This window comes from Embleya sp. L77, assembly GCF_055557415.1.
The window spans coordinates 1,272,745-1,298,512 of record NZ_CM145709.1 but is presented as its reverse complement, the minus strand read 5'-3'; the positions used below and the strand labels follow the sequence as shown (position 1 = coordinate 1,298,512).

General features: G+C 69.6%; 21 protein-coding genes. 9 read left to right on the top strand and 12 right to left on the bottom strand.

Going from position 1 to position 25,768, the window contains the following annotated elements:
* The first annotated feature begins 736 nt into the window (after positions 1 to 736).
* Complete coding sequence (locus ACZOOI_RS05225; RefSeq protein WP_020555278.1) at positions 737 to 940, top strand: cold-shock protein; 204 nt, start codon at positions 737 to 739, stop codon at positions 938 to 940.
* 171 nt (positions 941 to 1,111) lie between these two features.
* On the opposite strand, the gene ACZOOI_RS05220 is transcribed toward ACZOOI_RS05225, so the two are convergent.
* The 3 genes from ACZOOI_RS05220 to ACZOOI_RS05210 all read right to left on the bottom strand — a co-directional run bounded on the left by ACZOOI_RS05220 (position 1,112) and on the right by ACZOOI_RS05210 (position 7,287).
* On the bottom strand, positions 1,112 to 2,866 hold the full coding sequence (locus tag ACZOOI_RS05220; RefSeq protein WP_465279642.1) for an MFS transporter: 1,755 nt from the start codon (positions 2,864 to 2,866) through the stop codon (positions 1,112 to 1,114).
* Between the two features lie 1,128 nt (positions 2,867 to 3,994).
* On the bottom strand, positions 3,995 to 4,738 hold the full coding sequence (locus ACZOOI_RS05215; protein WP_465279641.1) for a hypothetical protein: 744 nt from the start codon (positions 4,736 to 4,738) through the stop codon (positions 3,995 to 3,997).
* A gap of 371 nt (positions 4,739 to 5,109) precedes the next feature.
* A complete protein-coding gene (locus ACZOOI_RS05210) occupies positions 5,110 to 7,287 on the bottom strand; it encodes a hypothetical protein (protein WP_465279640.1) in 2,178 nt (725 codons plus the stop codon).
* Positions 7,288 to 8,825: 1,538 nt separating this feature from the next.
* Here ACZOOI_RS05210 and ACZOOI_RS05205 point away from each other — a divergent pair.
* Both ACZOOI_RS05205 and ACZOOI_RS05200 read left to right on the top strand, forming a co-directional pair.
* Positions 8,826 to 9,524, top strand: coding sequence for a TetR/AcrR family transcriptional regulator (locus tag ACZOOI_RS05205; RefSeq protein ID WP_465279639.1), 699 nt, complete (start codon positions 8,826 to 8,828; stop codon positions 9,522 to 9,524).
* A 5-nt stretch (positions 9,525 to 9,529) separates the two neighbouring features.
* Positions 9,530 to 10,120 (top strand): TetR/AcrR family transcriptional regulator C-terminal domain-containing protein, encoded by a 591-nt coding sequence (locus ACZOOI_RS05200; protein ID WP_465279638.1) that lies wholly within the window; start codon positions 9,530 to 9,532, stop codon positions 10,118 to 10,120.
* 127 nt (positions 10,121 to 10,247) lie between these two features.
* Here the strand turns inward: ACZOOI_RS05200 and ACZOOI_RS05195 are convergent, their stop codons facing one another.
* Positions 10,248 to 10,610, bottom strand: coding sequence for a YbjQ family protein (locus ACZOOI_RS05195; protein WP_465279637.1), 363 nt, complete (start codon positions 10,608 to 10,610; stop codon positions 10,248 to 10,250).
* Between the two features lie 216 nt (positions 10,611 to 10,826).
* On the opposite strand from ACZOOI_RS05195, the gene ACZOOI_RS05190 reads away from it, so the two are divergent.
* The 3 genes from ACZOOI_RS05190 to ACZOOI_RS05180 all read left to right on the top strand — a co-directional run bounded on the left by ACZOOI_RS05190 (position 10,827) and on the right by ACZOOI_RS05180 (position 12,715).
* Positions 10,827 to 11,267 carry a VOC family protein gene (locus tag ACZOOI_RS05190; RefSeq protein ID WP_465279636.1) on the top strand — a complete coding sequence of 147 codons (441 nt, stop codon included), beginning with the start codon at positions 10,827 to 10,829 and terminating at the stop codon, positions 11,265 to 11,267.
* 82 nt (positions 11,268 to 11,349) lie between these two features.
* Positions 11,350 to 11,670, top strand: a complete 321-nt coding sequence (locus ACZOOI_RS05185) for a hypothetical protein (RefSeq protein ID WP_465279635.1) — start codon at positions 11,350 to 11,352, stop codon at positions 11,668 to 11,670.
* 298 nt (positions 11,671 to 11,968) lie between these two features.
* Positions 11,969 to 12,715 carry a DUF7873 family protein gene (locus ACZOOI_RS05180; protein ID WP_465279634.1) on the top strand — a complete coding sequence of 249 codons (747 nt, stop codon included), beginning with the start codon at positions 11,969 to 11,971 and terminating at the stop codon, positions 12,713 to 12,715.
* A gap of 411 nt (positions 12,716 to 13,126) precedes the next feature.
* Here the strand turns inward: ACZOOI_RS05180 and ACZOOI_RS05175 are convergent, their stop codons facing one another.
* Positions 13,127 to 13,870 (bottom strand): maleylpyruvate isomerase family mycothiol-dependent enzyme, encoded by a 744-nt coding sequence (locus ACZOOI_RS05175; protein ID WP_465279633.1) that lies wholly within the window; start codon positions 13,868 to 13,870, stop codon positions 13,127 to 13,129.
* A gap of 99 nt (positions 13,871 to 13,969) precedes the next feature.
* On the opposite strand from ACZOOI_RS05175, the gene ACZOOI_RS05170 reads away from it, so the two are divergent.
* Together ACZOOI_RS05170 and ACZOOI_RS05165 are read left to right on the top strand one after the other, a co-directional pair.
* Positions 13,970 to 14,452 carry a hypothetical protein gene (locus ACZOOI_RS05170; RefSeq protein ID WP_465279632.1) on the top strand — a complete coding sequence of 161 codons (483 nt, stop codon included), beginning with the start codon at positions 13,970 to 13,972 and terminating at the stop codon, positions 14,450 to 14,452.
* 133 nt (positions 14,453 to 14,585) lie between these two features.
* Positions 14,586 to 15,230 carry a pentapeptide repeat-containing protein gene (locus ACZOOI_RS05165; RefSeq protein ID WP_465279631.1) on the top strand — a complete coding sequence of 215 codons (645 nt, stop codon included), beginning with the start codon at positions 14,586 to 14,588 and terminating at the stop codon, positions 15,228 to 15,230.
* A 996-nt stretch (positions 15,231 to 16,226) separates the two neighbouring features.
* Here ACZOOI_RS05165 and ACZOOI_RS05160 read toward each other — a convergent pair.
* The 7 genes from ACZOOI_RS05160 to ACZOOI_RS05130 all read right to left on the bottom strand — a co-directional run bounded on the left by ACZOOI_RS05160 (position 16,227) and on the right by ACZOOI_RS05130 (position 22,580).
* Positions 16,227 to 16,703, bottom strand: a complete 477-nt coding sequence (locus ACZOOI_RS05160) for a hypothetical protein (RefSeq protein WP_465279630.1) — start codon at positions 16,701 to 16,703, stop codon at positions 16,227 to 16,229.
* Positions 16,704 to 17,078: 375 nt separating this feature from the next.
* On the bottom strand, positions 17,079 to 18,224 hold the full coding sequence (locus ACZOOI_RS05155) for a DUF8094 domain-containing protein (RefSeq protein WP_465279629.1): 1,146 nt from the start codon (positions 18,222 to 18,224) through the stop codon (positions 17,079 to 17,081).
* Between the two features lie 205 nt (positions 18,225 to 18,429).
* Complete coding sequence (locus tag ACZOOI_RS05150; protein ID WP_465279628.1) at positions 18,430 to 18,987, bottom strand: restriction endonuclease; 558 nt, start codon at positions 18,985 to 18,987, stop codon at positions 18,430 to 18,432.
* A 1,936-nt stretch (positions 18,988 to 20,923) separates the two neighbouring features.
* Positions 20,924 to 21,169, bottom strand: a complete 246-nt coding sequence (locus ACZOOI_RS05145) for a hypothetical protein (protein ID WP_020555267.1) — start codon at positions 21,167 to 21,169, stop codon at positions 20,924 to 20,926.
* Positions 21,166 to 21,456 (bottom strand): hypothetical protein, encoded by a 291-nt coding sequence (locus ACZOOI_RS05140; RefSeq protein ID WP_465279627.1) that lies wholly within the window; start codon positions 21,454 to 21,456, stop codon positions 21,166 to 21,168. The genes ACZOOI_RS05145 and ACZOOI_RS05140 overlap by 4 nt, the downstream gene beginning before the upstream one ends.
* Before the next feature lie 126 nt (positions 21,457 to 21,582).
* Positions 21,583 to 22,062 carry a hypothetical protein gene (locus tag ACZOOI_RS05135; protein ID WP_465279626.1) on the bottom strand — a complete coding sequence of 160 codons (480 nt, stop codon included), beginning with the start codon at positions 22,060 to 22,062 and terminating at the stop codon, positions 21,583 to 21,585.
* Between the two features lie 8 nt (positions 22,063 to 22,070).
* Positions 22,071 to 22,580 (bottom strand): SigE family RNA polymerase sigma factor, encoded by a 510-nt coding sequence (locus tag ACZOOI_RS05130; RefSeq protein WP_465279625.1) that lies wholly within the window; start codon positions 22,578 to 22,580, stop codon positions 22,071 to 22,073.
* A 1,533-nt stretch (positions 22,581 to 24,113) separates the two neighbouring features.
* On the opposite strand from ACZOOI_RS05130, the gene ACZOOI_RS05125 reads away from it, so the two are divergent.
* Positions 24,114 to 25,403 carry a cytochrome P450 gene (locus ACZOOI_RS05125; RefSeq protein ID WP_465279624.1) on the top strand — a complete coding sequence of 430 codons (1,290 nt, stop codon included), beginning with the start codon at positions 24,114 to 24,116 and terminating at the stop codon, positions 25,401 to 25,403.
* Positions 25,404 to 25,768: the final 365 nt, after the last annotated feature.

Genomic DNA, 25,768 nt, shown 5'->3' with positions numbered 1-25,768 from the left:
AGGCCGAGGTGCCGCCACAGGGCGGGTCGGCGAGCGCGGCGAGGCAGGGGAGCGCGGCCGGCCGAGGGCCCGTCGTGGGGACGAACGGGCGATCCGACGCGGCGCGATACTCGCTGTGCGCGCGGACGTGCGTGGGGATGACGTACGGGCCGCGCGACGGGCGACGGGCGACCGGCGGCAAGGGCACAGTCGCGGGGCCGCATGAGGCGGCCGAGGAAGTGGCGGGGTGTTACACGGGCGTCCTGGCAAGGAAGGCGGGGCGAGGGAGGGTCTGCGAGGCCCCGGTGAGGTCCGTCTCCGGCGACCCGCCCCGGGTGCGACGAGCCCGTACGCGCTGGTACACCCGGCGCGGCGGAATCAGGGCGGCGGCCCGGGCGGCGCGGTGTCCAGGTTGGTGGTTTGGAATCCGTCACAGGCGGGTAACGCGCCCCGGTCGGCCGTCTCGGACAGCTTGCCGGCGCACCGATCACGCTCCGGGTCTTGGGCGCTCAGGGTGGGGTACGAAGCGGTCGGATCCGGCCGTTTTGCAGCAGTACTCGATCTCGCTCCCATCCTGTGTTAGTCTTGAGCCTGTTGCAGTTGTGGTTCGCATCATCTTCTGAGTGCGCCTGTAGAGCTGTTCACTACAGGTGCATTTTGCATTTCGGTAGCTTCCGAAATGAGGGCGAAAAACGCGGCGACGCCCGGATTCACGAAGTGTGGATTCGTTCATCGGCCCACATGTAGGGAGAAAAATATGGCTACCGGAACCGTGAAGTGGTTCAACTCGGAAAAGGGCTTCGGCTTCATCGCGCAGGACGGTGGCGGCGACGACGTCTTCGCCCACTTCTCCGCGATTCAGGGCAACGGCTACCGTGAGCTCGTCGAGGGCGAAGCCGTCGAATTCGACGTCGTGCAGGGCCAGAAGGGCCTCCAGGCGGAGAACATCAACCGCCTCTGATCTTCACTGATCAGCACGACCGAGGGCCGGTACCGCACTTCGTGTGCGGCGCCGGCCCTCGGCGTTTTCGATAGGGGCCCTCGGGTCTTCCGAAGGAATCACGCCCGCGGGCACGGTCCCGTCGCCGACGGCGGCCTCGGTCCCGCCGCGTAGGGGCATGCTGCTTCCGGATCAGGCGGGTTGGCCGGCCTCCGGCGCCTTCTCGGCCGCGCCGAGTGCCGCCAGTTCCTCCTCGACCCGACGTGCGTGTGCCTCCTCGTCCTCCCGCGCCTTGCGCGGACTCCAGCGGCCGGCCATCACGAACACGCACGGGACGAACAGCGCCTGACACGCCAGGGTCAGCCACCACCAGCGCATCCACTCGTCGCTCGCGCGGTCCTTCGCCTTCTGCACTTCCTCGCCGTGGTCGATCAGGATTCCCAGCGACTTCTGCTTCTGCTCGACCAGATTCAGCTTGGTGATGTCACCGCCGGCCAGCTGCAACGCCTTGATCTGCAACTCGATCGGGATCGACTCGCGGTCGGGGAACTTGGACATCTGGATGAACAGCGCCGGATCCTTCTGCACCAGCTCCAGCGCCGGACCAGCATCCGCCTGCGCCGCGACCACCTCCTCGCCGTGGTTCACCAGCGGCGTCGCCGACGTGACGATCACCGGCGTGAACACCGCCGACACCGACACCACGATCCGGATGATCCAGCCCCACACCGCCAGCCCCGTCGCGGTGGCCGCCGGGTTGTGCTTCTCGACGGTCTCGGTGTACCCGGCCATCCACGGCGCATAGGTCAGTCCGCTGCACACGCCGATGCCGACCAGGAGCCACGCGAACGTGTAGTAGTCCGTGTCCGGCTTGTCCGTGGTCAGCGCGAACAGGAACGTGAACACGACCGTGCCCACGCCGCCCACGATCATGAACGGCTTGCGCACCCGGGTCAGGTCGGACGCGATGCCGACCACGACGAGCGCGATCGCATTGGCACCCCAGTACCAGTTGGCGAGCGCGTTGGTCCGTTGTTCGGAGTACCCGTAGACGGTCGAGTAGTAGACGACCAGGTTGCCGACGACCGTGTAGTAGAACATCAGGTGCAGGCTGATCCCGAGCGCGGGCGCGAGGATGTCCAGCCGCATCATCTGCCGCCAGTGGTTCTTCTGCGCGGCCTCCACGTCCAGGCCGCGAGCCCTCGCCTCGATCAGCGCCTTGTCCCGCAGCGAGACCATGAGCTGATCGCGCAGCGCCGGGGACAACTCGCGCAGCCCGAACAACGCGATCACGAAGACGACCAGGCCGACGATGCCCGCGTACCGGAACTCGTCCTGCCAACTGCTGGTGTCCAACGTGTTGCTGCTGACCGTGGTGACCACCAGGCTGCCGATGATCGGCCCCAGCGTCCAGAAGCCCATCGCGCCCGCGCGACCCACCTGCGGCGAGAAGTCGCGGATCAGCGCCGGCGTGGCGACCAGGGCCATGCCCTCGACGATGTTCACCAGGGCCATGAAGAACATGAACCAGCCCTTGCTCTGCGCGTTCGGCAACGCGAACAGCACGAGCAGACCGGTGAGCAGCAGGCCGTACACGACCAGGTTGGCCCGACCCCACCGGTCGGCGAGGCCGGCCAGCAGCGAGGCGAACGCGCCGACGGCGTTGCCGACGACGGAGATCATCGTCGCGTACATGAAGGTCATGCCGTACTCGTGCATCAGCAGCGTGGAGACCGCGTACTGGATGTACAGCTCGTAGTAGAGGATCACCGAGCCGATGACCACGATGGACAGGTAGAAGATCCGCGGCCCGTTGGCCGGGTAGCGGTCCAACTGGCGGTGCCACAGGCCACGGAACAGTGCGGGCAGCGGGCCGCGAGGTGCCGACGGCGGGGCTTCGGGACCGCTCGCGTCCGGCGGGCCCGATGGGGACGTGGTGGAAGACATGCGGCCTCCTCGACGAGCGTGGGTCTATCGAGGTACAGGAATGCGGGGAACGCGGCCGTGCGAATACGTCGGACCGGGGGGAAGGGACGACCCCCCGGGCCAACGCGTGGAGTGACCTTAGTACCGGCCGGTAGCGCGCTACCAGAGCGAACGCAAAGAAATGGAACGGGTTGCGATTTTGGCCGGGGGCAAGGGCTTTACCTGGGCGGATGTGGGGGGGTGGACGCGGGGGATGGCGTGGGCTGTTCCGGAGGGGGCGGCCTTTGCGCGGGTCGGGGTGGGTCGGGTCGGGCGCCGAGGCGCGCGCGGACACCGAGGCTGGGCGCCGGGGCCGGGGGGCGAGTCGAGCCTGCCGGGGTGGCGGGTCGAGTCGGGCGCGAAGGCGCACGCGGACACCGACGCTCGGCGCCGGGCTCGGGGGTGCGGCGAGTCGAGCCTGCTGGGGCTGGGGGCGGCGGGGGCGGCGGGGGCGCCGTCGGGTGTGGGGTGTATCTGCTTCGCGGGTGGGGCGGGGTGGTGTGGCGGAGTCGGGGGTGCGGCGTTGCTGCTTGTTGGGCGCCTTCGGCGCCGGCTCGCGAGGCACCACTTTTTCTTTCCCCCGCTTCGCTCCTCCAAGAAAAAGCGGCCCCTCGCTCGGGACGGTGTGTCCCTCCGCTTCGCTCCGGGTCACACCGTCCACGCTTTGCGGCTCCGCCGCTCTCCGCGCTTCGCGCGTCGATCACCGGGGCGGCGCGGGTCGGGGGCGCTGACGCGCCGGGGGGTGGCGCCGGGCGCGGGCGCGGTGGGTCGAACGCGCGGCCTGGCAGAGGCTGTTCCGGAGGGGGTGGTTTTGCGTGGGTCGCGGTGGCGGGCGGGTCGGGGGCGGGAGTGGGTGGGCCTCGGCGGGGGCGGCGGACGACGCGGTGGGCTTGATGGGGTTGGCGGGCGTGGTGGGTCGAACGTGCGGGTTGGTGAGGGCCGTTCCGAAGGGCCGGTTTTGCGCGGGGCGGGATAGCACGCGGATCGGGGCGGGTGTGGGTGGGACCTGGGGCGCGGTGGGTTCGGTGGGCCGGGTGTACGGGTGTGGCGTGGCGGGGCGTCGGGATGGGGCTGCCGGATGTTGGGGGCGAGAGGGTGGGCCGAGCACCCCTATTGGTCGCGCCCGCCACCGTCGCGATCGGGCTCGCCGAGGTCGTCAAGGGCGCCGAGATCGCCGGCGTCAGCAGCGTCACCGGCGTCATCGCCGAGACGACTGGGCCTGCCCAGGTCACCCGGCCTGCCCGGGCCGCCCGGGTCCCCCGGATCATCCGGGCCGCCCACATCGTCCCGCGCATCCCCCTCCGTTGCCGGTTCACCTACCGAAGGAAGCGGACGATGCCCCCACGATCCGACCTGGAATGGCCCGCCCGGTGCCTCCCAGCCGTCTCCGCCGTCCCCGTGCACGATCACGGCACACCCACCGCAGCAACTGCCCCCACGCGGCCCGCCATCGCCCGCCTCCTCCCCGGCCATCCCGATCCGTCGCGCGTCCGCGTACCACCGGCCGATCGACCGGGCGAAGTCCGGATCACGGTCGGCCCGCAACGACAGCGCGCCGGCGAGCGCGTAGGCCCGGGTGTACGCCCGCAGTCCGCCCGGTGCCTCGTGTCCGAGCAGGGTCAACTCCAGCTCGCCCGTGAGCAACGGCGCCGGGCGATGCGGTACGGACGACCCGGCCGCGCGTGACGAACTCGACGTCGGCGGGATCGCGTCCGACTCACCCTCGGGTCGCTCCGGCTCGCGCGGCAACGGCGTTCGCACCAGTTCCACGAGGCGTTTCCAGGCCAGGCGACCGGCGTCGCCGCCGGCTCCGGCGGCAAGCCCGCTCAGCAGGTCCACCGAGATCGATTCCACGCGATACCCCTTGCATCGGGCGATAACGGTGGGTCCACGGTAGAACGCGGCGGCCCGCACACGGGCCGGAACCGCATGCGCAAGTGTTTCCCAATTGTGCTCCGGATTTCGGCAACGACATCCGGTAACGGCACCCAGGAAGGGCACCCGTGAAGGGCACCCGGCAACGGCACCCGACGGTCACACCCGCAGGCCCACCCTCGGGTCGTGCGTGGGCCTCTTCGGTTGGGCGCGCGGAAGGCACCCTCGGCTCCGGGGGCCGGCGGCGTGGGCCGCCGGCGCATGTCGAGGGCGCGTGTCGAAGGCGCGTGTTGACCTTGCGTACGGACGGTCCGGTTCGGTGCTGCGTGCACGCCGGGCGGCGGCGCGGCTCAGGTCTTCGCGTGTCGGCGGCGGACGGGGGCGCCGCGGACCTGGGTCGGCCGGCGGGCGGGATCCGGGTCGGGGTGGGCCTGGCCGAGCGGGTCGGACTGGGCCTCGGGTCGGTGTTCGGGCCGTGGGCGGGGGTCCGCCGCGGCCGGGTCGAGGATGAACCGCATCCGGGTCAGGTGCGCCCGGGCGGTTTCCAGGCCCCGATTCGCCGGGCCCGGAACACGTTCGCGCATCGCCACGACGGCGGGCGCGAGCCGTACCGACTCCTGGGCGTCCGGGATCCGCAGCCACACCTTGAGCGCGTTGTCCGCGGCGGCGATCGTACTCGGATGTTGCGGGCCGACCGCCTCCGCACCGCGCTCGGCGACCTGGCAGTAGATCAACACCGCGTCCGCGACCCGACCCAGTCCGGCGCTCACGAACGCGAGCATGGCCTGGGCATCCAGCGTGCCGGGGTGCGCCGGGCCGACCAACCTCTCCATGTGCATGCTGAGTTCGGCGGCCTTCTGCCACGCCTCCATGCCGCGCCCGGTGTCCGACGCGTGCCGGATGGCCGCCAACTCGTTCCAGTACGTGGGCAGTACGTCCGCCGGCCGGATCAACGCGCCCGCCGCCGACGCGCCCTGGGACAGCGCCCGCCGGGCGGGTGTCGGCGCAACGGCCCGGCCGCGCACCGGCATCGACATCGGCCGGTCCGGCCCGATCCCTCGGTTCGGCGCGAGCGCCGGGGGCAGTTGGGTGGGACTCGTGCTCGGCGGACGACGCGCGGTAGTCGGGGTCAGCGCACTCGCGTCGGTCGCCTGGATTCGCACGGTTATCCGAGGCGGCAACGGCGGGGACGGCGGCTCGGGATGCGGGCGCGGCGCGGAACCGGCCGCACGGCGGTTCGCATTGGCGCCCATCGTCGTGCGGGTCGCGGGCCGAGTCGAGGCGCTCGCGGGGCTGTTCGCAGGGATGTCGGCGGAGCGGTTCGCGGAGCTGTGTGCGGATCCGGCCGCGGGGGCGGTCGCCGAGTCGTGTGCGGGGCCGCTCGTGCGGCGGTCGGTCGGGCCGGGGAACTCCGGTTCACGGTCGAGCAGCGCGGACTTGGTGGGCGGGCGCGGCTTGCCACGAGCGGCCGGACCGCCGGCTCCGCGACCGGTCGCCGACGGCGCGCCGTCCTTGCGGGCGGATGGGCTGAGCGGGCGGCTGCCCGGCTTGGCGGCGCCGGCTCGGAGGGCGTCGCGCAGGCTGGTACCGGGCACCTCGGGCTCGTCGTCCGGCCCGGAGGTGAGTACGGAACGGACCAGGCCCAGCGCCCGCCGCCCGACACCGGATTCGTCGCGCGGCCGGGCGGCCGGGACCGGGTGGGCGTCGGGTTCGGCCCGCGGATCGGCGGCCGGCGGCCGTTGCCGGGCAGGCTCGGGGCCGGCTCCGCCGCCGATCCCGCCGCCGACCACGCCGGAGCCGCGCAGGCCGGAACGCTGGGCCGGGGTCATGCCGTTGGGCGGCACGGCGGACAGCGCCGAGATCCCGGTCCCGGTGGCGCCGTTGCCGCGCGGCGTGACCGCCTTGAGCCGGCGAACGGCCGTACGCAGAGTCGGCGGACGCGCCTCGGGCGAGCAGTTGGCCAGCGCGAGTGAGCCGGCGGATGGCGCGAACTCGACGGTGTCCGGGGCCAGTCGGGCCCGCTCGGCGAGCAGCGGATGGATCTCCTCGGCCGGTACCGGATCCGGCAGTTCGGGAAAGCCCTGAGCGAGCGCGGCCACCAGCGCCCGAGTGAACGGATGTGGCGGACCCTTGACGTCGGGCGGATTCAACACGCCCCACAGCGGAAGGCCCTGGCACAACTCGTGCGCCCGTTCACGGGCCGCCTCCCAGGTTTCCCGACCCGCCGTCAGATCGCAGATCACCAGGGTGTTCTCGGCCGGCCGAGGACCGAGCAGTTCGACCACCCAGGACCACGGAAGCCCGTCGTAACGCACCGAGCCGGACGTCGAATCACGCAGGCCCAGGTGCAGTTCGCGACGCCGACGGTCGAACAGGAGGCGCCCGGTCAAATAGACGATCACCGGCCCGTCCACCGCGCCCGCGGCCTGAAGATAGGCCCGAACCGCGTGCGGCTGCACCGCATCCGGCAACTGCACCACGTCGGCGGCCGCGTCCGGAAAGAGCTGATGAGGCGTCAGAGCCGACATCGCGACCAGGTTGCTTCCACTCTCCGCCCGTCGCCCCCGCCCGGATCTACCACCCTCGACAAGCAGCAACTGCCCGCGCTCCGACGGGATTCGGATGACCCGCCCACCACCACGTTCGGTCATGTGTGCCTCCCCGGCCGTGCCCATCTGGGTGGACCACCACGCATCTGAAGGTTAGGGGTATCGACCGGCCATGGTCGACATATCGGACCGGTTGGCCGGTGGGCCCGATCGGCACACGAGCTCACAACGGGGCGCACGGGGGGCGCGGGTGTGTGGGGGAGCGGGCGGGGGCGGGGGCGGGGTGGGGCGGGGGGCGGCCAAGGTCGTGGCCGATGGCGGGGGTGGGGCGGGGCCGGTGAGAGGTGGGAGGTGGGCGTGATTCGGCTTGGGCGCGGGAGGGGGTCGGCGTGGACGGTGGGTGGGACGAGGTCGGCGCGGGGCGCCTCGGGCGGGCTGGCAGAGGGTGAGGTCGGAGGCGTTGGCTCGCGAGCCGGGAGCCCCGGGGCTGGGAGCCGGAGCCGGAGCTGGGGCGGAGCCAAAGTCGGGGGCGGGGGCGGGGCGGGGGCGGGACAGGACGGTGACGTTGTGGGCTCCGGGCTGGTTGTCGGGTTTCGAGGCGAGTGCGGCGTGGGCTAGCCGGGGGAGGATCGACCCTCGAACGGTGTGAGAGCGGTGCTCTCGTTTGTGTCTGGTGTCCGCGGTTTGGAGCGGGGTTGCGGGAGCTGCGTTGCGCCTTCGAGATGGTGGCTTGAGAGTGGTGCTCTCGTCAGTGTCTGGTGTCCGCGGTTCGGAGCGGCGTTCCGCGAGCGGCGTGTGCCTTCGAGACGGTGACTCGGGAGCGGTGCTCTCGTCTGTGTCTGGTGTCCGCGGTTCGGATCAGTGATGCGCGAGCGGCGTGCGTCTTCGAGACCCGCTGGCTTGAGAGCGCTGCTCTCGGTCGCGTCTGGTGCGTGGCCTAGAGCGGCAATGCGCGAGCGGTGCGTCCCCTTCGACGCAGGGGCTGGGAGCGGTGCTCGGGTTGTGCCTGGTGTTGGGTATCCGCCGTGGGCGTCGGTGGTGCGTGACCTGAGCGGCGCGAGCGCGCGTTCCCTGGCGATACAAGAGCGGTGCTCTCGTTTGTGTCCGGTGCTCGCGGTTTGGAGCGGTGATGTGCAGGCGGGTCTCCCCCTGTTGCTTCCAGGGTGGCCAGTTGAGAGCGGTGCTCTTGGTTGTGCCTGGTGTTCGCGCCTCGGAGCGGTGATCTGATCCAAGACATGAGCGGTGCGGGCATATTGCGGGTGTGGATCCCAGAGCGGTGCTCTCGTTTTGGTGCGGTGAGGTGATACGACGAGAGAGGCGTGACTGCTCCGAGAGCGGTGCTCTCGAATGCGTCCCCCGCTCACGCCTCGGAGCTTGGGGAGGTGAGGGTGGTGATGTGGGAGCGGTGCTCTCGTTTTGGAGCTGGTGGTGTGAGCGGTGTTCTCGTTCGGGTTGAGTGATGCGAGATCAGTGCTCTCGTTTGGGTGCAGTGCTCTGGGGTCTGGCACACTGGCCGGATGACCGGAGCCACGCGCACGGTGCGCGATCGTGCCAGAGCCGAACTCGCCAACGAGATCAAGGCGGCCGCGCGTCGTCACCTCGCCGCCGAGGGTGCCCAGCAGTTGTCGTTGCGCGCCGTCGCCCGCGAGCTCGGCATGGCCTCCTCTGCGCTGTATCGGTATTTCCCGAGCCGCGACGACCTCCTGACCGCGCTGATCGTCGACGCGTACAACGCGGTGGGCGAACGGGCCGAGCGCGCCGTCGAGGCCGCGGCCCCCGCCGAGCACCCCCGCGCGGCCTGGCGCGGGCTGTGCGACGCCGTTCGCGACTGGGCGCGGGCGCATCCGCACGAGTACGCGCTCATCTACGGCTCCCCGGTCCCCGGCTATCAGGCGCCGGAACATACCCTGGCCCCCTTCGCACGCGTCCCGTTCGCGCTCCTGCGCATCCTGCGTGACTCGGGCCAGGACTTCGCCCGCCCCTCCGGCGCATCCGCCCTCCCCGGCCCACTCGCCGCGCAACTCCAAGCGGTGGTGGAGGCGAGCGGGTTGGACGTGCCGCCGCAGGTCCTGGCCCGCGCCCTGTTCGCCTGGACCGGCGTGTTCGGCATCGTCAGCTTCGAACTGTTCGGCCAACTCGCAGGCAGCGTCGACCCCGCCGACCCGTTCTTCGCGTACGCCGTCGAGCGGCACGCCGACCTGCTCGGACTGGCCTGATCCCGATGGGCCGACTCTCCCGCGCACAGGTCCTGGACGCCGCGCTCGCCCTTGCCGATCGGGACGGTATCGGCAAGTTGTCGATGCGTCGGATCGGGGCCGAGCTCGGTGTCGAGGCGATGACCCTGTACCACTACGTTCCGAACAAGGACGCCGTCCTGGACGGCTTGGTCGAGCGGATCGTCGCGAGTGTGTCGCCGGAGCCGGCCGGGCCGCGAACGGTGTGGCTCGCCGAATTCGCCCAGGCGTTCCGTGCCGAACTGCTGCGTCACCCGGCGGTCGTTCCGCTCGTGGCCACACGTCCGGTCGCCACACCGAACGCCCTGGCCGCCGTCGAACGCGCCGCCGCGGCATTGGTGGACGAGGGCTTCGCGCCGCTGCGGGCGTGCCAACTGCTCAACGCAATAACCACGTTCGTGATCGGGCACACGTTGGCGGAGCTGGATCCGGCCGACTCGCCACCGCGGACCACCCCCGGGGACGTTGCCGAACTTCCTTGCATCGCGGCGGCGTTGGCCGAAGGGCTCGGTACCCGGGCCGACCATGACGAACGGTTCGCGTTGGCGATCACGGCGCTGCTGGCAGGTATCGCGTAGGTGACCCAGGGACGGCCGACGTACACGAATCGGCCGCCCCGGATCGGGTCCGATTGCCGCGGGGGCCATCGCCCTGTCCCCGCCCCGCCCCGCCGTGCCGAGTATGGCGCCGCCGAACTGCGCCGAACTACGTCTGCGCCAGTACCACGGCCGTGCCGTACGCGCAGATCTCCGTTCCGTTGCCCGCGTCGGTGACGTCGTACCGCATCGCCAGGATCGCGTTGGCTCCCCGGCCGCGGGCCTGTTCCACGAGTCGTTCGGCGGCCTCCGTACGGCTTTGCACCAAGGTCTTGGTGAGGCCGCGCAGTTCGCCGCCGACCATCGACTTGAGGCCCGCGCCGAGTTGGCTGCCGATGTTGCGGGAGCGCACGGTCAGACCGAAGACCTCGCCGATCACCCGCTGCACCCGGTAGCCCGGTACGTCGTTGGTGGTGACCACGAGTACGTCGGGGTTGTCGGGCGCGCCGCCGTACGCATCGAGATCGCTCATCTCGGCCTCCGGAATCTGGAAAACGCGGATATCGGGAATCGGGTGTCGCGGAACGGGAATCCGTTGTGTCCCGCGCAGCCTCGCCCCGTACAGGTGGCCGCGGGGGAGCCGTTCCACACGTATGTCACCGGTTCGGCGGATGGGTAGGATCCACGGCCCACGGCTCGCCCGGTGGGTATCGATCCGCCGTTCGGGTCCCGATTCGGAGGTATGTAAGTGAGTTCGCACATTCTGCATGTCACCGTCGACTGCGCCGATCCATTCGCGCTGGCTTCGTTCTGGAGCCGAGTCCTGGACAGCCCGCTCGGTCCGGACGACCGCGCGGGCGATCCCGAGGCGGTGGTGCTCCTGCCCGAGGGTCCGACCCTGCTCTTCCTCCAGGTTCCGGAGGAGAAGGCCGGCAAGAACCGACTGCACCTGGATCTGCGTCCGGCCGGTCCGCGGGACGAGGAGGTGGAACGGGTCCTGGGCCTGGGCGCCCGGATGGTCGTCGATCGGCGCAACCCGGACGGGACGGGGTGGGCCGTTCTGGCCGATCCGGAGGGCAACGAGTTCTGCGTCGTGCGCAGCGCGGCGGAGCGCGGGGAGGTCGGGTGGATGGCGGTCGGTGGAGGGCCTGGTGGGTGGAGCGACGCCTTGACCATTCTTACGCTGTAAGGCAAGCTGTTCTCGCATCGTGCTTACACCGTAAGTGCGATGCGCTTACGGCGTAAGGCAATGGCTGAAGGGAACGGGAATCATGCTGATCGGGGCGATGGTACGGCGGCTCAACGACGGCGTGGACTACGCGACGTTTCGCGACGCGTGGCTCCCGGACGAGCAATTCGCGGGCGATCCGCGGCGGGTACTCAGCGCGATCGATCTGGCCGACCCGCAACAGCTCATGACGGTCGCCTTGATCGACGCGAGCCCCGAGCAGATCCCCGAGTGGGTCGACCGGATCGGGGCGAGTGAGCAGCGGCGCGCCGAGCGGATCAAGGGTCTGGTGGGCCCGTGGCAGCTCAACAGCACGTACCGGATCGTCGCCGACGACGATTTCGCCCTGCCGATCAGGCGCTGAGGCCGAGGACCCGGCCCGGCCCGGGGTCGGCCCCGACCCTGCCGGGGCCGCGATCCGGGGCCGGTTCCATCCGGATGCCGAGCGGTCAGGGCGCCGGCCCTGGCCCCGACCTTGGTGCCGGTCTCGGCATGGCCCCGCTCCCGCTCCCGGCCTGGCCTCGGCCGGCCACAGACTTGGCCACCGCTTCGCTGCGCCGGCCGCCTCGGCCGCCGCCACGGCTGCCTCTACCCAGGCGGATACCTCGCACCCGGCCGAAAACTGTTGTCCCGTACTGATGTTCCACTGCTAGCGTCGCGGCGTGGCGAAATTGAACCAGATCATCGCGGTGGAGAAGGGCGTCAAGACCAAGTCCTTCCAGGAGTTGACGGACGCTCATCAGCGGGTCCAGAAGGGCGCGTTGTTGTCCGGCATCTCGCGTACCTACCAGCCCAAGGACGAAGAGGGCGAGCAACTCCCGCCCGAGTCGACCCGGGTTCAGGTCAAGGGCGAGGAGGTGCTGCGCTCCGTCACCGGTACGCTCACCCGGCTCTTCGACGTGACCGCGACGAAGGACTGGGCCAACTGCGAGGCGCGCGCCGACGTGGTCGTCGACGGGACGCCGCTGCTGCGCGATGTGCCGGTGTCGTACCTGCTCTTCCTGGAGAAGCAGTTGGTCGACGTGCACACCTTCGTGCGCAAGCTGCCGGTCCTGGACGCCGCCGAGACCTGGACGCTCGACCCCTCCACGGACTCCTGGCGGACCGAGCCGGTGCGTACCGTGCGGACCAAGAAGGTGCCGCGCAACCACGTCAAGGCCGAGGCGACCGAACACCACCCGGCCCAGGTGGAGATGTACTTCGAGGACATCGCCGCGGGCTACTGGACCACGGTCAAGTTCTCCGGCGCGCTGCCCGCTCGTCGGGTGAACGAACTCGTCGACCGGGTCGAGAAGTTGCAGCGCGCGGTGAAGTTCGCCCGCGAGGAGGCCAACGGCGCGGAAGTGACGGACCGTCTCGTCGGTGACGCGGTGTTCGGCTACCTGCTCGGCAACGGCCACGGCGGGTAGCATTCGAGAATCCCCCGGCCGGAGGGTCGGGGGTGCGCGAGGAGCGCAAGCTGAAACTGAAGCTTGTCGTGACGAACGCGGGTAACGGTGGAGGTTCGAACCCTCCTCCCGGCACCACGAGCCGGGATGGCCCAATACGGCAGAGGCAGCCCGCGATGAATCTCAGACTCTTGCTCCAGACTCAGCATCGCCGCCCATCGCCGGATCGACCGGACGGGGCTCCAGTCGTCGGTTGCTGGTTCGACTCCAGCCCGGGCCGCTCGTGGCCTGGTAGTTCAAAGGTAGAACGCGACGACTTTCAAGACGACCCTGGTCCTTAAACGTGCCGGCGTGCCCGATGGGGTGGCACAGCGGGCCTCCGCGGGCAGGCTAGACCCGCGGAGGCCCACCAATTCCGGGCACCGGGCGGAATCAATCCACAGTGGCCAACTCGCGCCAACGGGCCAGGACTTCCGGGTCTCCGTCGAGTCGGCAGCCGGTGGTGTCGGCCCGGTTCCAGACCAGTAGGTAGAGCTTCTCGGCGGGGCCCGAGACGGTGAGGTCGGCGGAGCCGGCGCCCGACTCCACCCGCCGTGCGTCGGTGCCGATCCGCATCGTCCAGGCGGCGGCGTTGTCGTCGGGGGCGATCGCGATGTTCAGTGGCGGGTCGGCAACGAGGTTGCGCCCGGGCCGGGACAGGAAGCCGGTCAGTAGCTCGTCGATGCCGTCCGCGGCGAAGTCCGCGGGCACGGTGGACGGCAGACCGGCCGCGAGTTCGGCGTCGACGCGGTGTATGGCGGTCTCGTGCGCTTGGCGCCGGGCCCAGAAGTCGAGCGCGGACGGCGCCTCGAAGAAGGTCCACGCCCGGGTGTCCGGAGTGGCCGTGGTGAGGGTCTTCAGCAGATCCGTGTGCGTGCTCCGGTACCAGTCGAGCAGTTCGTCGTCGCCCGGCGCCTGGAAGAGCGCCGCCGTATCGTCTCGGCTCGGGCGCGTGGTGTTGCCCGATCGCATGACGAAGGCGGCCCAGCGATGCACGCCGCCCAAGTGTGCGAGCAGGTCCCGGATTCGCCAATCGGGGCAACTCGGTACGGGCGCGTCCAGGCCGGTGCGCTCGGCCGTACGGGCGAGCAACTCGCCGTCGGCGCGCAGGATGTCGAGGTGAGTGGCAATGTCCATCCGGTCACGCTCTCATGCGGGCTCGGAGGGGTACAGGTGGTCTGCGGGTCGGAGCAAAGGGATACGACGTTCGCCCGACGGGTCCTATGCTGGGGTGCGATGGGTAACTTCGGTGTATATGTCGTCGCCCGGTCGGCGTGGCCCCTGTTGGAACTGCCGGCCGTACAGCAGGCCGGAGGCGAACCGCGCTGGTCGGCTCGCGACGGAGACTGGCAGGTTCTGCTGCTTTCGTCGGGGCTGGATCCGGGTCCGTCGTTGATGGCAGACACGGAGGCGCCGGTGTTGACCGCCGACGTGGTGTCCGGCCACTTCGCGATGATCGACGCGCAGAGTCCGCGTGGTGGCGACGTCTGGCATTGTGCGCTGGCGCCGCGCGCGGCCAGGTCGTACGCGCTCGACGCGGAACTCGGCCCGCCACCGGAACGGGTGGTCCCGCACGCCGTCGGCTGGGCCCGCGAGGCGGGGCTCACGCCGGACGAGGCCGCCCTGGACACCACGCTGCGCGCGGAGGGCACGCCGGACGAGCTGCTGCGGGCCTTTTTGGACGCGTTGGGCTTTCGCTTCGTGGTGGAGGGAGGGTAGCCGGGGCGGGGCGGGGCGGGGCGGGGCGAGGCGAGGCGATGAGCGGGCGGTTTGGAGGCGGGGGCTGGGGGCAGTCGGGCTGCGGCTGCGGTCCGGCGGGGGTGGTGTCGGGGGTGGCGTGTGTAATGGAGGGATGGCTATTCGACCCGCCCGTGCCGACATCGGTCCCGTTTTGCCCGAGCCGCCGATTCCCGACGCGGAGCTGGTGATCCGGAACGAGGACTGGTACGGGAGGTCGCTGACGGAGGCCACGAAGTACACGCGCTACTCGTTCCTGGACACGGACTGGACCGAGGTGGTCAACGAGGGCGCGGTCTTCGACGAATGCACCTTCGCCGGGGTCGCGTTCAACGCGTCGCGGCACACCGGGGCGGCGTTCACGAACTGCACGTTCAAGCGCTGCACATTCTTCGACACCCGGTTCACCGACTGCAAGTTGGTCGGCAGCCTGTTCCGGCAGTGCACCCACACCCTGTTCGAGGTCTCGGGCGGCGACTGGTCGTTCGTCGGGCTGGCCGGTGCCGACCTGCGCCTAGCCGGCTTCGACGGCGTCCGGATGCGAGAGGCGGATCTGACCGCCGCGCGTCTGGAGAAGGCGACCGTGACCGGTTGCGACCTGTCGGGCGCGATCTTGCACGGCGCGAAGCTGACCGGCGCCGACCTGCGCGGCAGCGATCTCTCCTCGCTCGACCCGCTGACGGTCGAGTTCAAGGGCGCGACGATCACCCTGGAACAGGCCGCCACGCTCGCGACGACGATGGGGTGGCACGTCCGCTGACGGCGCGCGCGGGCGGCCTGCGCCCTTCATGGCCGACCGCGCTTGTCCTTTGGGGCGACTCCGAGTTGGCGCACCTTGCGCCGAATCGGATCAGGGTGTCTCGCGCGATCTCGAGGCCAGGCCGCCCACGGTCGCGGGCGATGTGAAATGGAAAGGCACGCCGGACTGGGTGTGGCGGGGCGAACCGACGCGGGGTGGCCGGGCGTGGGGGGCCGGGCGCCGCGGCAGTGGGTGGGTGGTACGTCGGTCCGGGCGGGGTTGGCGGGCGAAGGATGCCCTCGCCAGCGTCCAGGCCACTGCGACCTCGGCCGCCGAGACGCCGAGCTCGCGGCGACCGGCCCGAATGCGTTGGCGAGGGTGACGTTGGCGGTCAGGCCCGTGGCTCGCCGGGTTTATCGCCTGGTGCTCTAGGGGCCCGGGTTCTCCGGGTCTCAGAGGCCGACCTTGGTGAACGGGTACAGCCGTTCGGCGAAACCGGCGACTGCCTTTCCGGGGCCGTGCTCGGAATGGCCGTGGTCTTATACGGCGGCATGTCGATCCAGTCGATTCCTTCCATCAACGCTGGCCGCCCCGGCCTTCGCCGAGCCGATCATCGAACTCTGCGAGTCCGGCCCTGACTTCCGTCGCCTGTGGGCTACCTGCGAGCCTCGCAACAAGACTTACGGCGGCTAGCACCTCCGCCACCAGGCCATCGGCGAGGTCGCTCTGTCCAACGGGAGCCTCCGCATTTCCGACGAGGCCGACCAACGTCACCTACATTGCCGAAGCCGCTTCCTCCTCCGATGTTGCTTTCCGCCTCCTGCTCGCCCGCCGAACACAACGCGCCGGCACGTAATGCCCCCAGGCCACACGTAGGTGCCACGCTCGCCTGTCAGCTGCGGCAACCGCCCCCCGACATACGAACATTGCGCCAGTTGGCCGTGCCGACGCCGATTCCTCTGCGTTTTGCCGACCCTCAGCGGGTCATCGAGCCTGTTGCTGCATTATTGGGGCGGGCTAATTGACAACTTGGAGTTCACCCACGCGAGCAGTGGTACTGGTTTCGCCCGCCATGTTCGGGAGAATGTGGGTTTCGCCGTCAGCGCCTACGTAGCTGGCTTCCCAGTGGACAGTGGCAGTGACAGTGAAGCGGCCGGAGCTTTGACTCCCGGAAGTGCTTTTATAGACGTAGCCGCAATCAGGGGACGAGGTGCGAGAGGAAGAGGGATCATATTTAGTGCCGGGATTATAGCAATTGACAGTTGAGCCGTCTCCCATTGACCATGAGACATAGGTCGAATGGGCCGTCGCGGTAACGGTTACACCGCGCTCGGTCACTGTCTTGGAAATTCCCTCTCGAGACCATCGATGTGGATCGGTCGAATCAATCCACAACCACACCGGCAGGCCGACGAGTCCGATTTTTCCGGCTTCCGGAGTCATATGCACGAGGGGCTTTCGAAGCTCGAGTTGAGCCATGGCCAGAGTTGCCACTTCAGCATCGGTAGGGGCTTTTGGCTGCGGAGGATTACCTCCCGTGTTGCCGTTGGTGGTCGTTGCCCCTACGGCAGTGTGTTCCCCATTTCCCTGGGTGAATCCGGGTTCGCCGCTGCCCCCTCCCGTTGAACCACCACCACCACTGTTACTACTGCTCCCCGTTCCCCCTCCTCCCGTTCCGCCGGGGCCCGGTACTTCGATGCAAATGATGAGGTCGCCACAGTTTGTTACCCCTGCAGATGCCCGCGGAAGAAATAGCAGGGCGCTGGCAGCGCCGGCAGTGCATGCCAAGGCGACGCTTCGTAGAACCTTCGCTCTGTTCATGAATCCTCCCTGACGAGCATCTTCGAGGCGATAGCAAATTGTTAAAGGTCAAGCCGGAGTGCCGTCGGTCGAAAGTGAGCGCACGGAATCGGCAACGATGTCAATGGGAGAATTCGATGTAGCCGGGATCTTGAAAACCGTCATTCCGACGTTGACGACGTTCAAGGTCTTCCATTTAGTTGTTCGGCCGTTCAGATTTTGGAAGCTTTGGCTATTTGTGACCGTGATTGGTGTAGGTCCGGCCGTGAGATTGGAAGAGGACCGTGTTGTACACATGACCAACTTCCCGCCGTCCGAAGTCTTCCATGCGGGCACCCTATCGCCATCTCGGATTTCGGTCTTGAAGGTTGCTGAACCACCCTTCGCCAGTGCCTCCGTGTCGTGCTTGTTGTTGCGATCTTCCTGGATTACTGCCTTGGCCTTCGGCCCCCAGTTCGTTGTGGTTGAACCACCATCAAGGTAGCTTGCAAAATCTCGGCAAATCTCTTCCCCGTAGTAGATGTTGGATGGTTCTCCGGAACCATTGCCCTCCGCTGTGGCGATTTGGGAGGCGGCTGGAAAATCCTTGCCGACATCTGTGAATGCAAGGAAAGACATCTTCCAGGGCCCGACGCCCTGCTCTTGGCGAAGTATTCCAAGAGAGCCTCTGGATTGCTTTCCAATCGCCTGGCGACCCATCGAGAGAAGCCATCTGGTGTCTCCAGGGGGTGCACCTTGTGGCGGGGCTACGTGAACGTTGCTGTTCGTGGCCAAGTCTTCGTCGTTACCGATGTTGTCGCCATATTTAACAATCCGCTCAAGGCGGGCGGTGGATATCTCAAGCAGCGTGCCCGTTTCGACTTCCGAAAGTGCACGGATATCGCGTGCTGATCGCGCCTTCTTGCTTGCATCGAAGTAACTCTGCGCAGTGCTGGTGCCTTCGACTTCGCTTATCGGCGGTGCCGTGGGGATTGCACTCTTGGAAGTCGGAAGAGGCTGGAGCGGCGCGGCTGCCGTTTTTGGTGATGCTTGACTAATTTTTGGGTCTTTGGGTTTTTTGTCGGAGGAGCAGGATGTGGTGCCGGTCAGGAGGGTGAGGGTGGTTAGGGCTGCCAGGAGGGTTGCCGGGAGTTGGGTCTTGTGTGGTCCGGGCAAAACTGCCACCCCCGCAGTTGCGATCTTCGGAGTTCGGTGCTCAACGGTGATCCGAAGCATCATTGCACTTGATCGGGTGAGCCGTAAGCGTCTTCGGGAGATCACTGCACGTAGTGGGATTCGGCCGCTCGTCGGGGGCAAAACGGTTGCTATCGCGTGATCGTGGGTGGTGGTGGGGGAGGTGCGGGTTCGGCCGGTGGGGGTGGGACTTGTGGGGCCGGAGAGTGGGGTGGGCCGGTGGTTGGGTGGCCGGAATGGGGTGGGGTCAGTGGGTGCCGACCAGGGTGGTCAGGCCGTGGCCCTGTTGCCATTGGCCCAGGCGTGGTTGGTCGAGTAGGACGATGCCGTGGTACTGGGCGAACTCGCGGGCTTCTGTGGTGAATCCGTGGAGGGTGACGAATACCGGGATGTCGGCCTGGTGGTCGTGGTGGGCCGTGCCGATGAAGTCGTGGAGGTCCAAGGGGTGGGCCTCGTGGTCGGTGGGGCCGCAGCGGATGAGGACCAGGCTGCCGTTGGGGAGGTAGGCCTTGATGTTGGCGTCCGGGGCGACCTGGACGGCGAGGAGGCCGTCGCGGCGGCAGAGGTCGGCGATCTGGAGTTCGAAGTCGCGGTTGTCCGGGTGATCGGTGCGGTCTTCGAGGGTCGAGCCGGCGAGGTGTCCGAGTGCGCCCAGGAGGGCCAGGGACGCTGCGGTGGCCAGCCAGGCGTCGGTGCCGGTGATGTCGAGGAATTCGAAGAGGTCGCGCAGGGCGATGGCCGGGACGACGACCAGCAGGACCATGGCCCGGCCGCGGAGTTTGGCGTGGACGGGGGTTCGGAGCATGCGGGATCCCTCCGGTGGCTACCGACGGCGGGGCGGGCGGCAGCTTAGGCGGGGGGATGGCCGATCAACCACCCGACTGGATGGTGGAGCGGGGTGATCGGCTGCTCGGGTGCGTTCTGTCGGACGGGGATCTCCCTGCTCCTTGGGGGTGTTGGGGCCGGGTGGGGAGGTTGTCGGGTCGTTGGTTGGCACGGGGCCGTGTGGGTGATGGTGCGGGTTCGGCCGGGGCGGGGCGGGGTGGGGTGGGCTGGGGTGGTGGGAGGCGACGGCTGAGGGAGATCGGCCGCTGCTGGACTAGTAGGTGCGTGGGGTAGTGCGTGGGTAGGGCGGCGCGCGTAGAGCGCGGTAAGGCGGAGGGGGCTTGGCCGAGCACGATGAAGACTTCTGGTTCACAGGAGGACGACCTCTGGTCCGTGGGGCGGGACCGTCGGTTCGTCGATCCGGGCGCTTTTGGGCCTGTGGGTCGGGAGGGTGGGGGCACGGTGGCCGGGGGCGTTGCTCGGAGTGCGCTTTGTGGGTGATGCATGGTTGGTGCGTCCGTGCGTCCGTGCGTCCGTGCGTCCGTGCGTCCGTGCGTCCGTGCGTCCGTGCGTCCGTGCGTCCGTGCTTCGGCGCATGGCCGCAAGGGCGCAGGGGCGTCTGATGGGGAGTTGCTGTGTAGCCGGCGGGGTTCGCGGTGGTGGGCTGGTGAGTCTTGGGCGGTGTGAGTCGTAGGTCGGCCGTTCCGACACCACACGCAGCCGCTTGGTTCGTTGAGGGCCGCGATGCATGGGCCGCGTTGCCGCGGCCCCGGGTGTGCGACCCGCGCCATCACGGCCACGGGTGCGCGGGCCGCGCCATCACTCGGCGACACGCGATGTCGCGGCTTTGGGTGTGCGGGTTACGGCACACCGCCTCGGGTGCGCGACCTGCGGCTCCACGCCCTCCCGTGCACGATCCGCGAGGTCACGACCTCGGGCGCGCGGGCCGCGCTATCACGGTCTCGGGTTGAGGTGCCCTTGATCTTCCGGACAGTGGGATACCGTATCCCGCTCGAAGTTCTCCGGGATCACGACAAACTCGGCCTCGCGGCGTGAAAGACAGAGAAGCCAGGCGTCCGGAAAACGAAGGGCCCTCAGTTGCGCGGGTCGCGCCATCACGATCTCGGGTACGCGGGCTGCTGCGCCACGACCTTGGGTCGGCGACCCGCGATGTCGCGGCTTTGGGTGTGCGGGCTACGGCGCCACCGCCTCGGGCGCGCGACCTGCGGTTCCACGCCCTCGGGTGCACGATCCGCGGTTCCACGCCCTCGGGTGCACGATCCGCGAGATCACGCCCTCGGGTCGCGGGCTGCGGCGCCACCGCCTCGGGTGCGGGACACGTGGCGCCGCGGTCCTCGACTCGGGACTCGCAGCACCACGCTCCCGATGGGCGAACCACGTGTTCTCCCGGCCGCCCTTCTCGGTTGCCGCCCCCGCGACCCGGTCTCCCGGGGGCGGGTTGGGTGGTGGTGTCGGAGGGGTGGGCCGTGGTGTGGCGGTGCGGGTCGGGGTGGTGGGTGGGAGGTGGAGGCGGGGGTGTGGCGGGTTGAGGGGGGGGTGGAGGGCGGGGGTGGTGGGCTTTTGCGGGTTGGTGGTGTTGGTTTGCTGAGGCGGTTAGTGCGCCGGCTTCGGCTCCGCTATCTTCTGCCGAATGAGCAGGATCCGTAAGACAGCGATCATGGTTGTGGCATGTTGTGGCCTCGCGTTCGCGGGAGTGGCCTCCGCCTATGCGATTCCCGGTCAGCACCCGCAGGTCCGCAAGGTCTGTCGGGTACTCGACCCGGAGGCCAAGCACGCCAAGCGCGCGAACCATGAGGGCCGTACCGGTGCACCGTCGGTGCGCCGCCAGCGGCACGAAGGCGTGATGGGGGAAGTGGCCGACCACTACTGCGTGCCGGGTGGCGGGAAGCACCGGGTCAACCCAAGTGCACGACCTGCAGCACGGTAACGGTTGTCGTCCCCTCGTTGAGCAGTACCACCACGATCAAGGGCCCCGCTGCTGCGGTGCGGACGATGCGGTCGTCCTCGCCGTAGCGGACGGTGGCCGTGTACGGGTCACAGACCAGCTTGTACAGCAGAAGTCCCCAGTGGTTCAGCGTGGTCTCGGGGAAGCGGTCGATGACCTCTTGATGCTCGATGCCGATCCTCGGGCGCCACGTCACGCGGCGCTGCTTTGCGCTCGGCCGCGTGCGATCCACTTGCGGACGATTTCCTCGTCCACCTCGTCGAGGTCGGGGTCCTTGCCGGTGGCTCGTACCTGCGCCGCGAGGGCGCGCGCGTGCGGCAGACCGGCGATCAGCTCCTCCGCGGCCTGGGTGTAATGGGCCAGCAGGCCGGGCAGATCGCCGATCGGCGTCAGGTGTACCAGTCGCAGGAATTCGTGGCGGGCTTCGGGGTGCGGGAGCGCATGCGCGATGCGATCCACGGTCCACGGGTCCGTGCTGTTCACGCCGGGCCTCTCTTCCCTCCGGGCGAAACGATCCGGGATCAGATCCGGGATCAGACTAGGGGCCGGGCGGGCGGTTGCGGCGTGAACGGCAGGTGACGAACGGTGCGATCCGCGTGCGACAGTCCGTCAATTTCGGTCTGTTGGTGGGCATTTGCCTGTCCCGGTGGCCAGGCACCTGACCGTCCGGGAGTCCTCGGTCGATGCCTGCGGCGGGTTCTCGGGTTCGGTCGACGCCGGTGTCTCCTCGGGCAGGCCGGGCGCATCGGCAGGCGTACCGTCCGGGTCCTGCGCGGGCTCGGGCTTGGCCTCGGGCTTGGCGGAGGACGTTGCGTCGACGCTGGGGCCGGCCGGGTCCGGCGTCGGTCGGCTCGTCACCACGGTCGTCGCCGGCGGGACGGGCGCCGCGGGTCCCACGCGCTCCGGATTCGAGGGGCCCAGGAGCAGGCCCGCGCCGGCGATCGCCAGCACGGCCGCGCCGGTGCCGAGCATCGTCATGCGGCGGCGCCGACGGGCCCGGCGACCGCCTTCGACGGCCGCGTCGACCACGCTCGGGAAGTCGGGCTCGGGTTGATCCAGGATCAGTTGGAACAGGTCGTGATCGTTCATGGCCGGCCTCACCGTTCGGACAGCTCCCACATGTGCTCGCCGACGAGTTCGCGCAGCCGGTTCAGGCCGCGCGCACTCTGGCTCTTGACCGTTCCCGTGCTGATCCGCAGGGCTTCCGCCGTCTGTTCGACGCTCCAGTCCTCCCAGAATCGCAGGACGAGCACGGCCCGGTAGCGCGGCGGCAGTCGGAGCAGCGCCGCTCGCAGGGTCAGTCGCAGGTCCGGCGACGAGGTCTCGTCGGTCGGCCGCTGCGGGAGTTCGTCGACGGGCTCCTCCCGCCAACGGCCCTTGCGGTGCTGGTCGATGTACGTGCGCGTCATCACCACTCGGGCGTAGGCGTCCACGTTGCCGTCCCGGCGCAGCCGGCCCCAGGCCGTGTACATCTTCATCAGTGTGGTCTGGGTGAGGTCCTGGGCCTCGTACCAGTCGCCGCACAGCAGATAGGCCGAACGGCGCAGCTGGGCCTGCCGGGCCTCGGCGTACTCGCGGAACTCCCGTTCACGGGCGGCCTCCCTCACTCGGTCGGCAGTGGGGTTGCCAGGGGGCGGTCGCGGGGGTCGCGCACCGTGATCTCCTCCTCACCGGGCCCGCGGCACGGATGCAGGGACGTCCGGCCGGTGCCGTCGCCTGTTCGTCTGCATTTCGAGGGGCCTGTCACCCGGGAGATACGCGGGTCGGCGACTCCGGGTTGCATCGAGCCGCGGAGATGTTCCGCACGTGGCCGAGGTGGCCGCGGAATGCAACGCGGGCCGGTGGGCGGGCGTATGTCTCTTCAGTGAAATCCGGGTCCGCTCGCGACCGACATTCGCCGAGCGGGTGAGAGCGAAGGGGTACATACGTGATGAACCGTCAAGACCGCGCTCCCGGGCGGACCATGCGCCGGGCAGGGCCGGTCGGGGCTGCACTTGCGACCGTCGGCATCGCGCTGGGTGCCTGGGTGGGTATCGCGCCCGCCTCCGATGCGGACGAGCCGAAGCAGGCGCCCGCTTCGGTGACTTCGGTCGAGACGGGCCAACGTGGGGACCCGATGCCGGCCGCCGTTTCGGACCGGACGCCCGCCGCGGACGATCTCGCGCCGGTCCCGCCGCGGAAGGTCCGACCGCCCGGACCCGGCAGGGCGGGAGTGATTACGCCGGGCAAGCCGTACGTGGACAGGGACATCGGCCCGGACGCGCCGAACGGCGACCGGCGGAACCGGCAACCGGGTCCGGTAGGTCTGGTAGGTCCGGCGGGTCCGAAGGCGGACGACGGAGGCGTGTCGGGCGCCCCGCGCGCGACGACCGGCGACGTGCGGCAGGAACCGGGCGGCTTCGCCACGCGGAACCGCGGTCCGGCGGGGCCGGCGAAGTACCGACCCTCGCTCGGCACATGGGTCGACGAGCCAGGGTCGGGGGAGGGCCAAGTCCCGCTCGGAGCCGACACCAGGCCCGAGTCTGATCCCGGGCGCGGCCGCGAGTCCGGATCCTGAGTCCGAGTCCGAGTCCGAGTCTGAGCCAGGCCCGAGCGCAGGCCCGAATCGGAGGCCGACGCCGAACCCGAGTCCGGATCCTGAGCTCGAGTCTCCGGACCCCGAGCCCGGTCCCGCCCGGACTTGAGTCCAAGCTCGAATCGGAGCCAATACCGAACCCGAGCCCGGCCCCCGAACCCGAGCCCGGCCCCCGAACCCGACCCCGAGCCATGTCCCGACCCCGAGCCCAAGCCCGAAGCGGAGTCCGGCTCCGATCCCGAATCCGAGCCCTTCCCGAGTCCAAGCCCAAGCCCGGATTTGAGTCCGGCCCTGAGCAGGAGCCCGAGTCCAAGTCCAACCTCGAGCCCAAGCCCGGATCCGAGTCCGGCCCCGGCCCCGGCCACGCGGCCCCGGCCACGACCCCCACCCCGAGCCCGCCCCGCCCCGAAGCCCGCCCGGGGGCCACACACCACCCGCCCCGCGACCCGAACACGCCGGGCGCGCGCCCCCAATCCCGGTACCGCCTCGCCTCCCACCGACCCTCCGCCTCCGAAGGTGCGTCCAATACGCTCGGCACGCCGTACAACCCCCAAGGAGTCGTATCGTGGTCCCGATCGCCCCGGGCGCAGTTCCGCTGCTCGGCCACACTCCGGCGTTGCTGCGCGGTCGCTGGGACTTCGTGTCGTCGCTGCGTGCCCACGGGCCGATCGTGCGGATCCGGGTCGGGCCGAAGGAGTTGTACGTCCTCAACGACCCCGCCCTCGTGCGCTGCGTCCTGGTCGAACACGCGGACACGATCGAGCGGGACGGCTTCTTCAAGCAGGCCCGGTTGCACATCGGGGACGGCCTCGCCGCATCCGACGGGCCCCTGCACCGCAGCCAACGGCGGACCCTGCAGCCTGCGTTCCAGCGGTCCCGGATCGGCGGGTACGTCGAGCTGATCCGCCGCCAGGCCGAGGAGGCGAGTGCGCAATGGTTGCCGGGGTCCACGCTCGCGCTCGATCGGGAGATGAGCGAACTCGGGCTCGGCACGCTCGGCCGGTTGATCTTCGGGGAGAATCCGGCGGCCGACGCGGCGGTGGCCGAGGTACGGCGTTCGCTGCCGGTGTTCATCCAGGAGGTGTTCACCCGCACCGTGTTGCCGGAGTGGGCCCGGCAGTTGCCGACACCCGGAAATCGGCGCTTCGACGAGACGGGTCGCCGGTTGCGGGCGGCGATCGCCTCGGCCGTGGACGCCGGCGCGGGTACGGGTCTGCTCGGCGAGTTCGCGCGCATGGACATGTCGCCCGAACTGGTGCGCGACGAGGTGGTGTCGATGCTGATCGCCGGCAACGACAACACGAATGCCACCCTTTCGTGGGTATTTCACGAGCTCGGGCGGCATGAGGACGTACGTAAACGCCTGCATGCCGAACTCGACGAAGTGTTGGCCGGCGGACCGGTGACCGCCGAGAACATCGGTGCTCTCGTATATACAAGGTGTGTTGTCGACGAGACGCTTCGGTTGTACGCGCCCTGGCTGGTGGTTCGCCGGGCCAATCGCGACGTGGACGTGATGGGCCATCACATCCCGAGCGGCAGCGACGTGTTGTACAGCCACCATGCGCTGCATCGGGATCCCGCACTGTTTCCGGAGCCCGAGCGCTTCGATCCGGACCGATGGGCCGAGCCGGGCTATCGCGGGCATGTGCGGGGCGTGTACATGCCGTTCGGCGCGGGCGTGCATCGCTGCATCGGCGAACACCTGTTCCTGGCCCAGATCGTGACCACCGTCGCGACCGTGTCGGCCCGATGGCAGCTCCGACCCGCGCCCGGCAGGCCGTCCCGCCCGAGGACGAGCGCGCTGCCCCGCCCCGGACACCTCCCGGTCACGGCCGTCCGCCGAAGGACCTGAGGCCGCCGGCGACGAGGCAACCCGCCCTGGGCTCAACCCCGGACGGGACCGCCCGCTCAGGGAGCGCCTGCTCCCGGGACCGCTTGCCTCGGGGCCGCCGGCCCGGGATGGCCCGGCCCGGGACCGCCCGAGGCGAGACCCTCCACCCGCCGACCCACCCCACCCCGACCCCTGCCCAGACCACCGCCCAGCCCACCGCCCCACCCCCGAACTCCCCACCCCCGCAAGCACCTAAGCGATTTGACGACACTTCCACCCCTTCGCCGGATTCGCCGGCGAGACCCCGTGCTCGTCCACGCAGCGTGTCGAGTACGGTTCGCAGCGTCGGGTCGGCAGTGCGTTATCACGTCCGGGCGATCACGGTG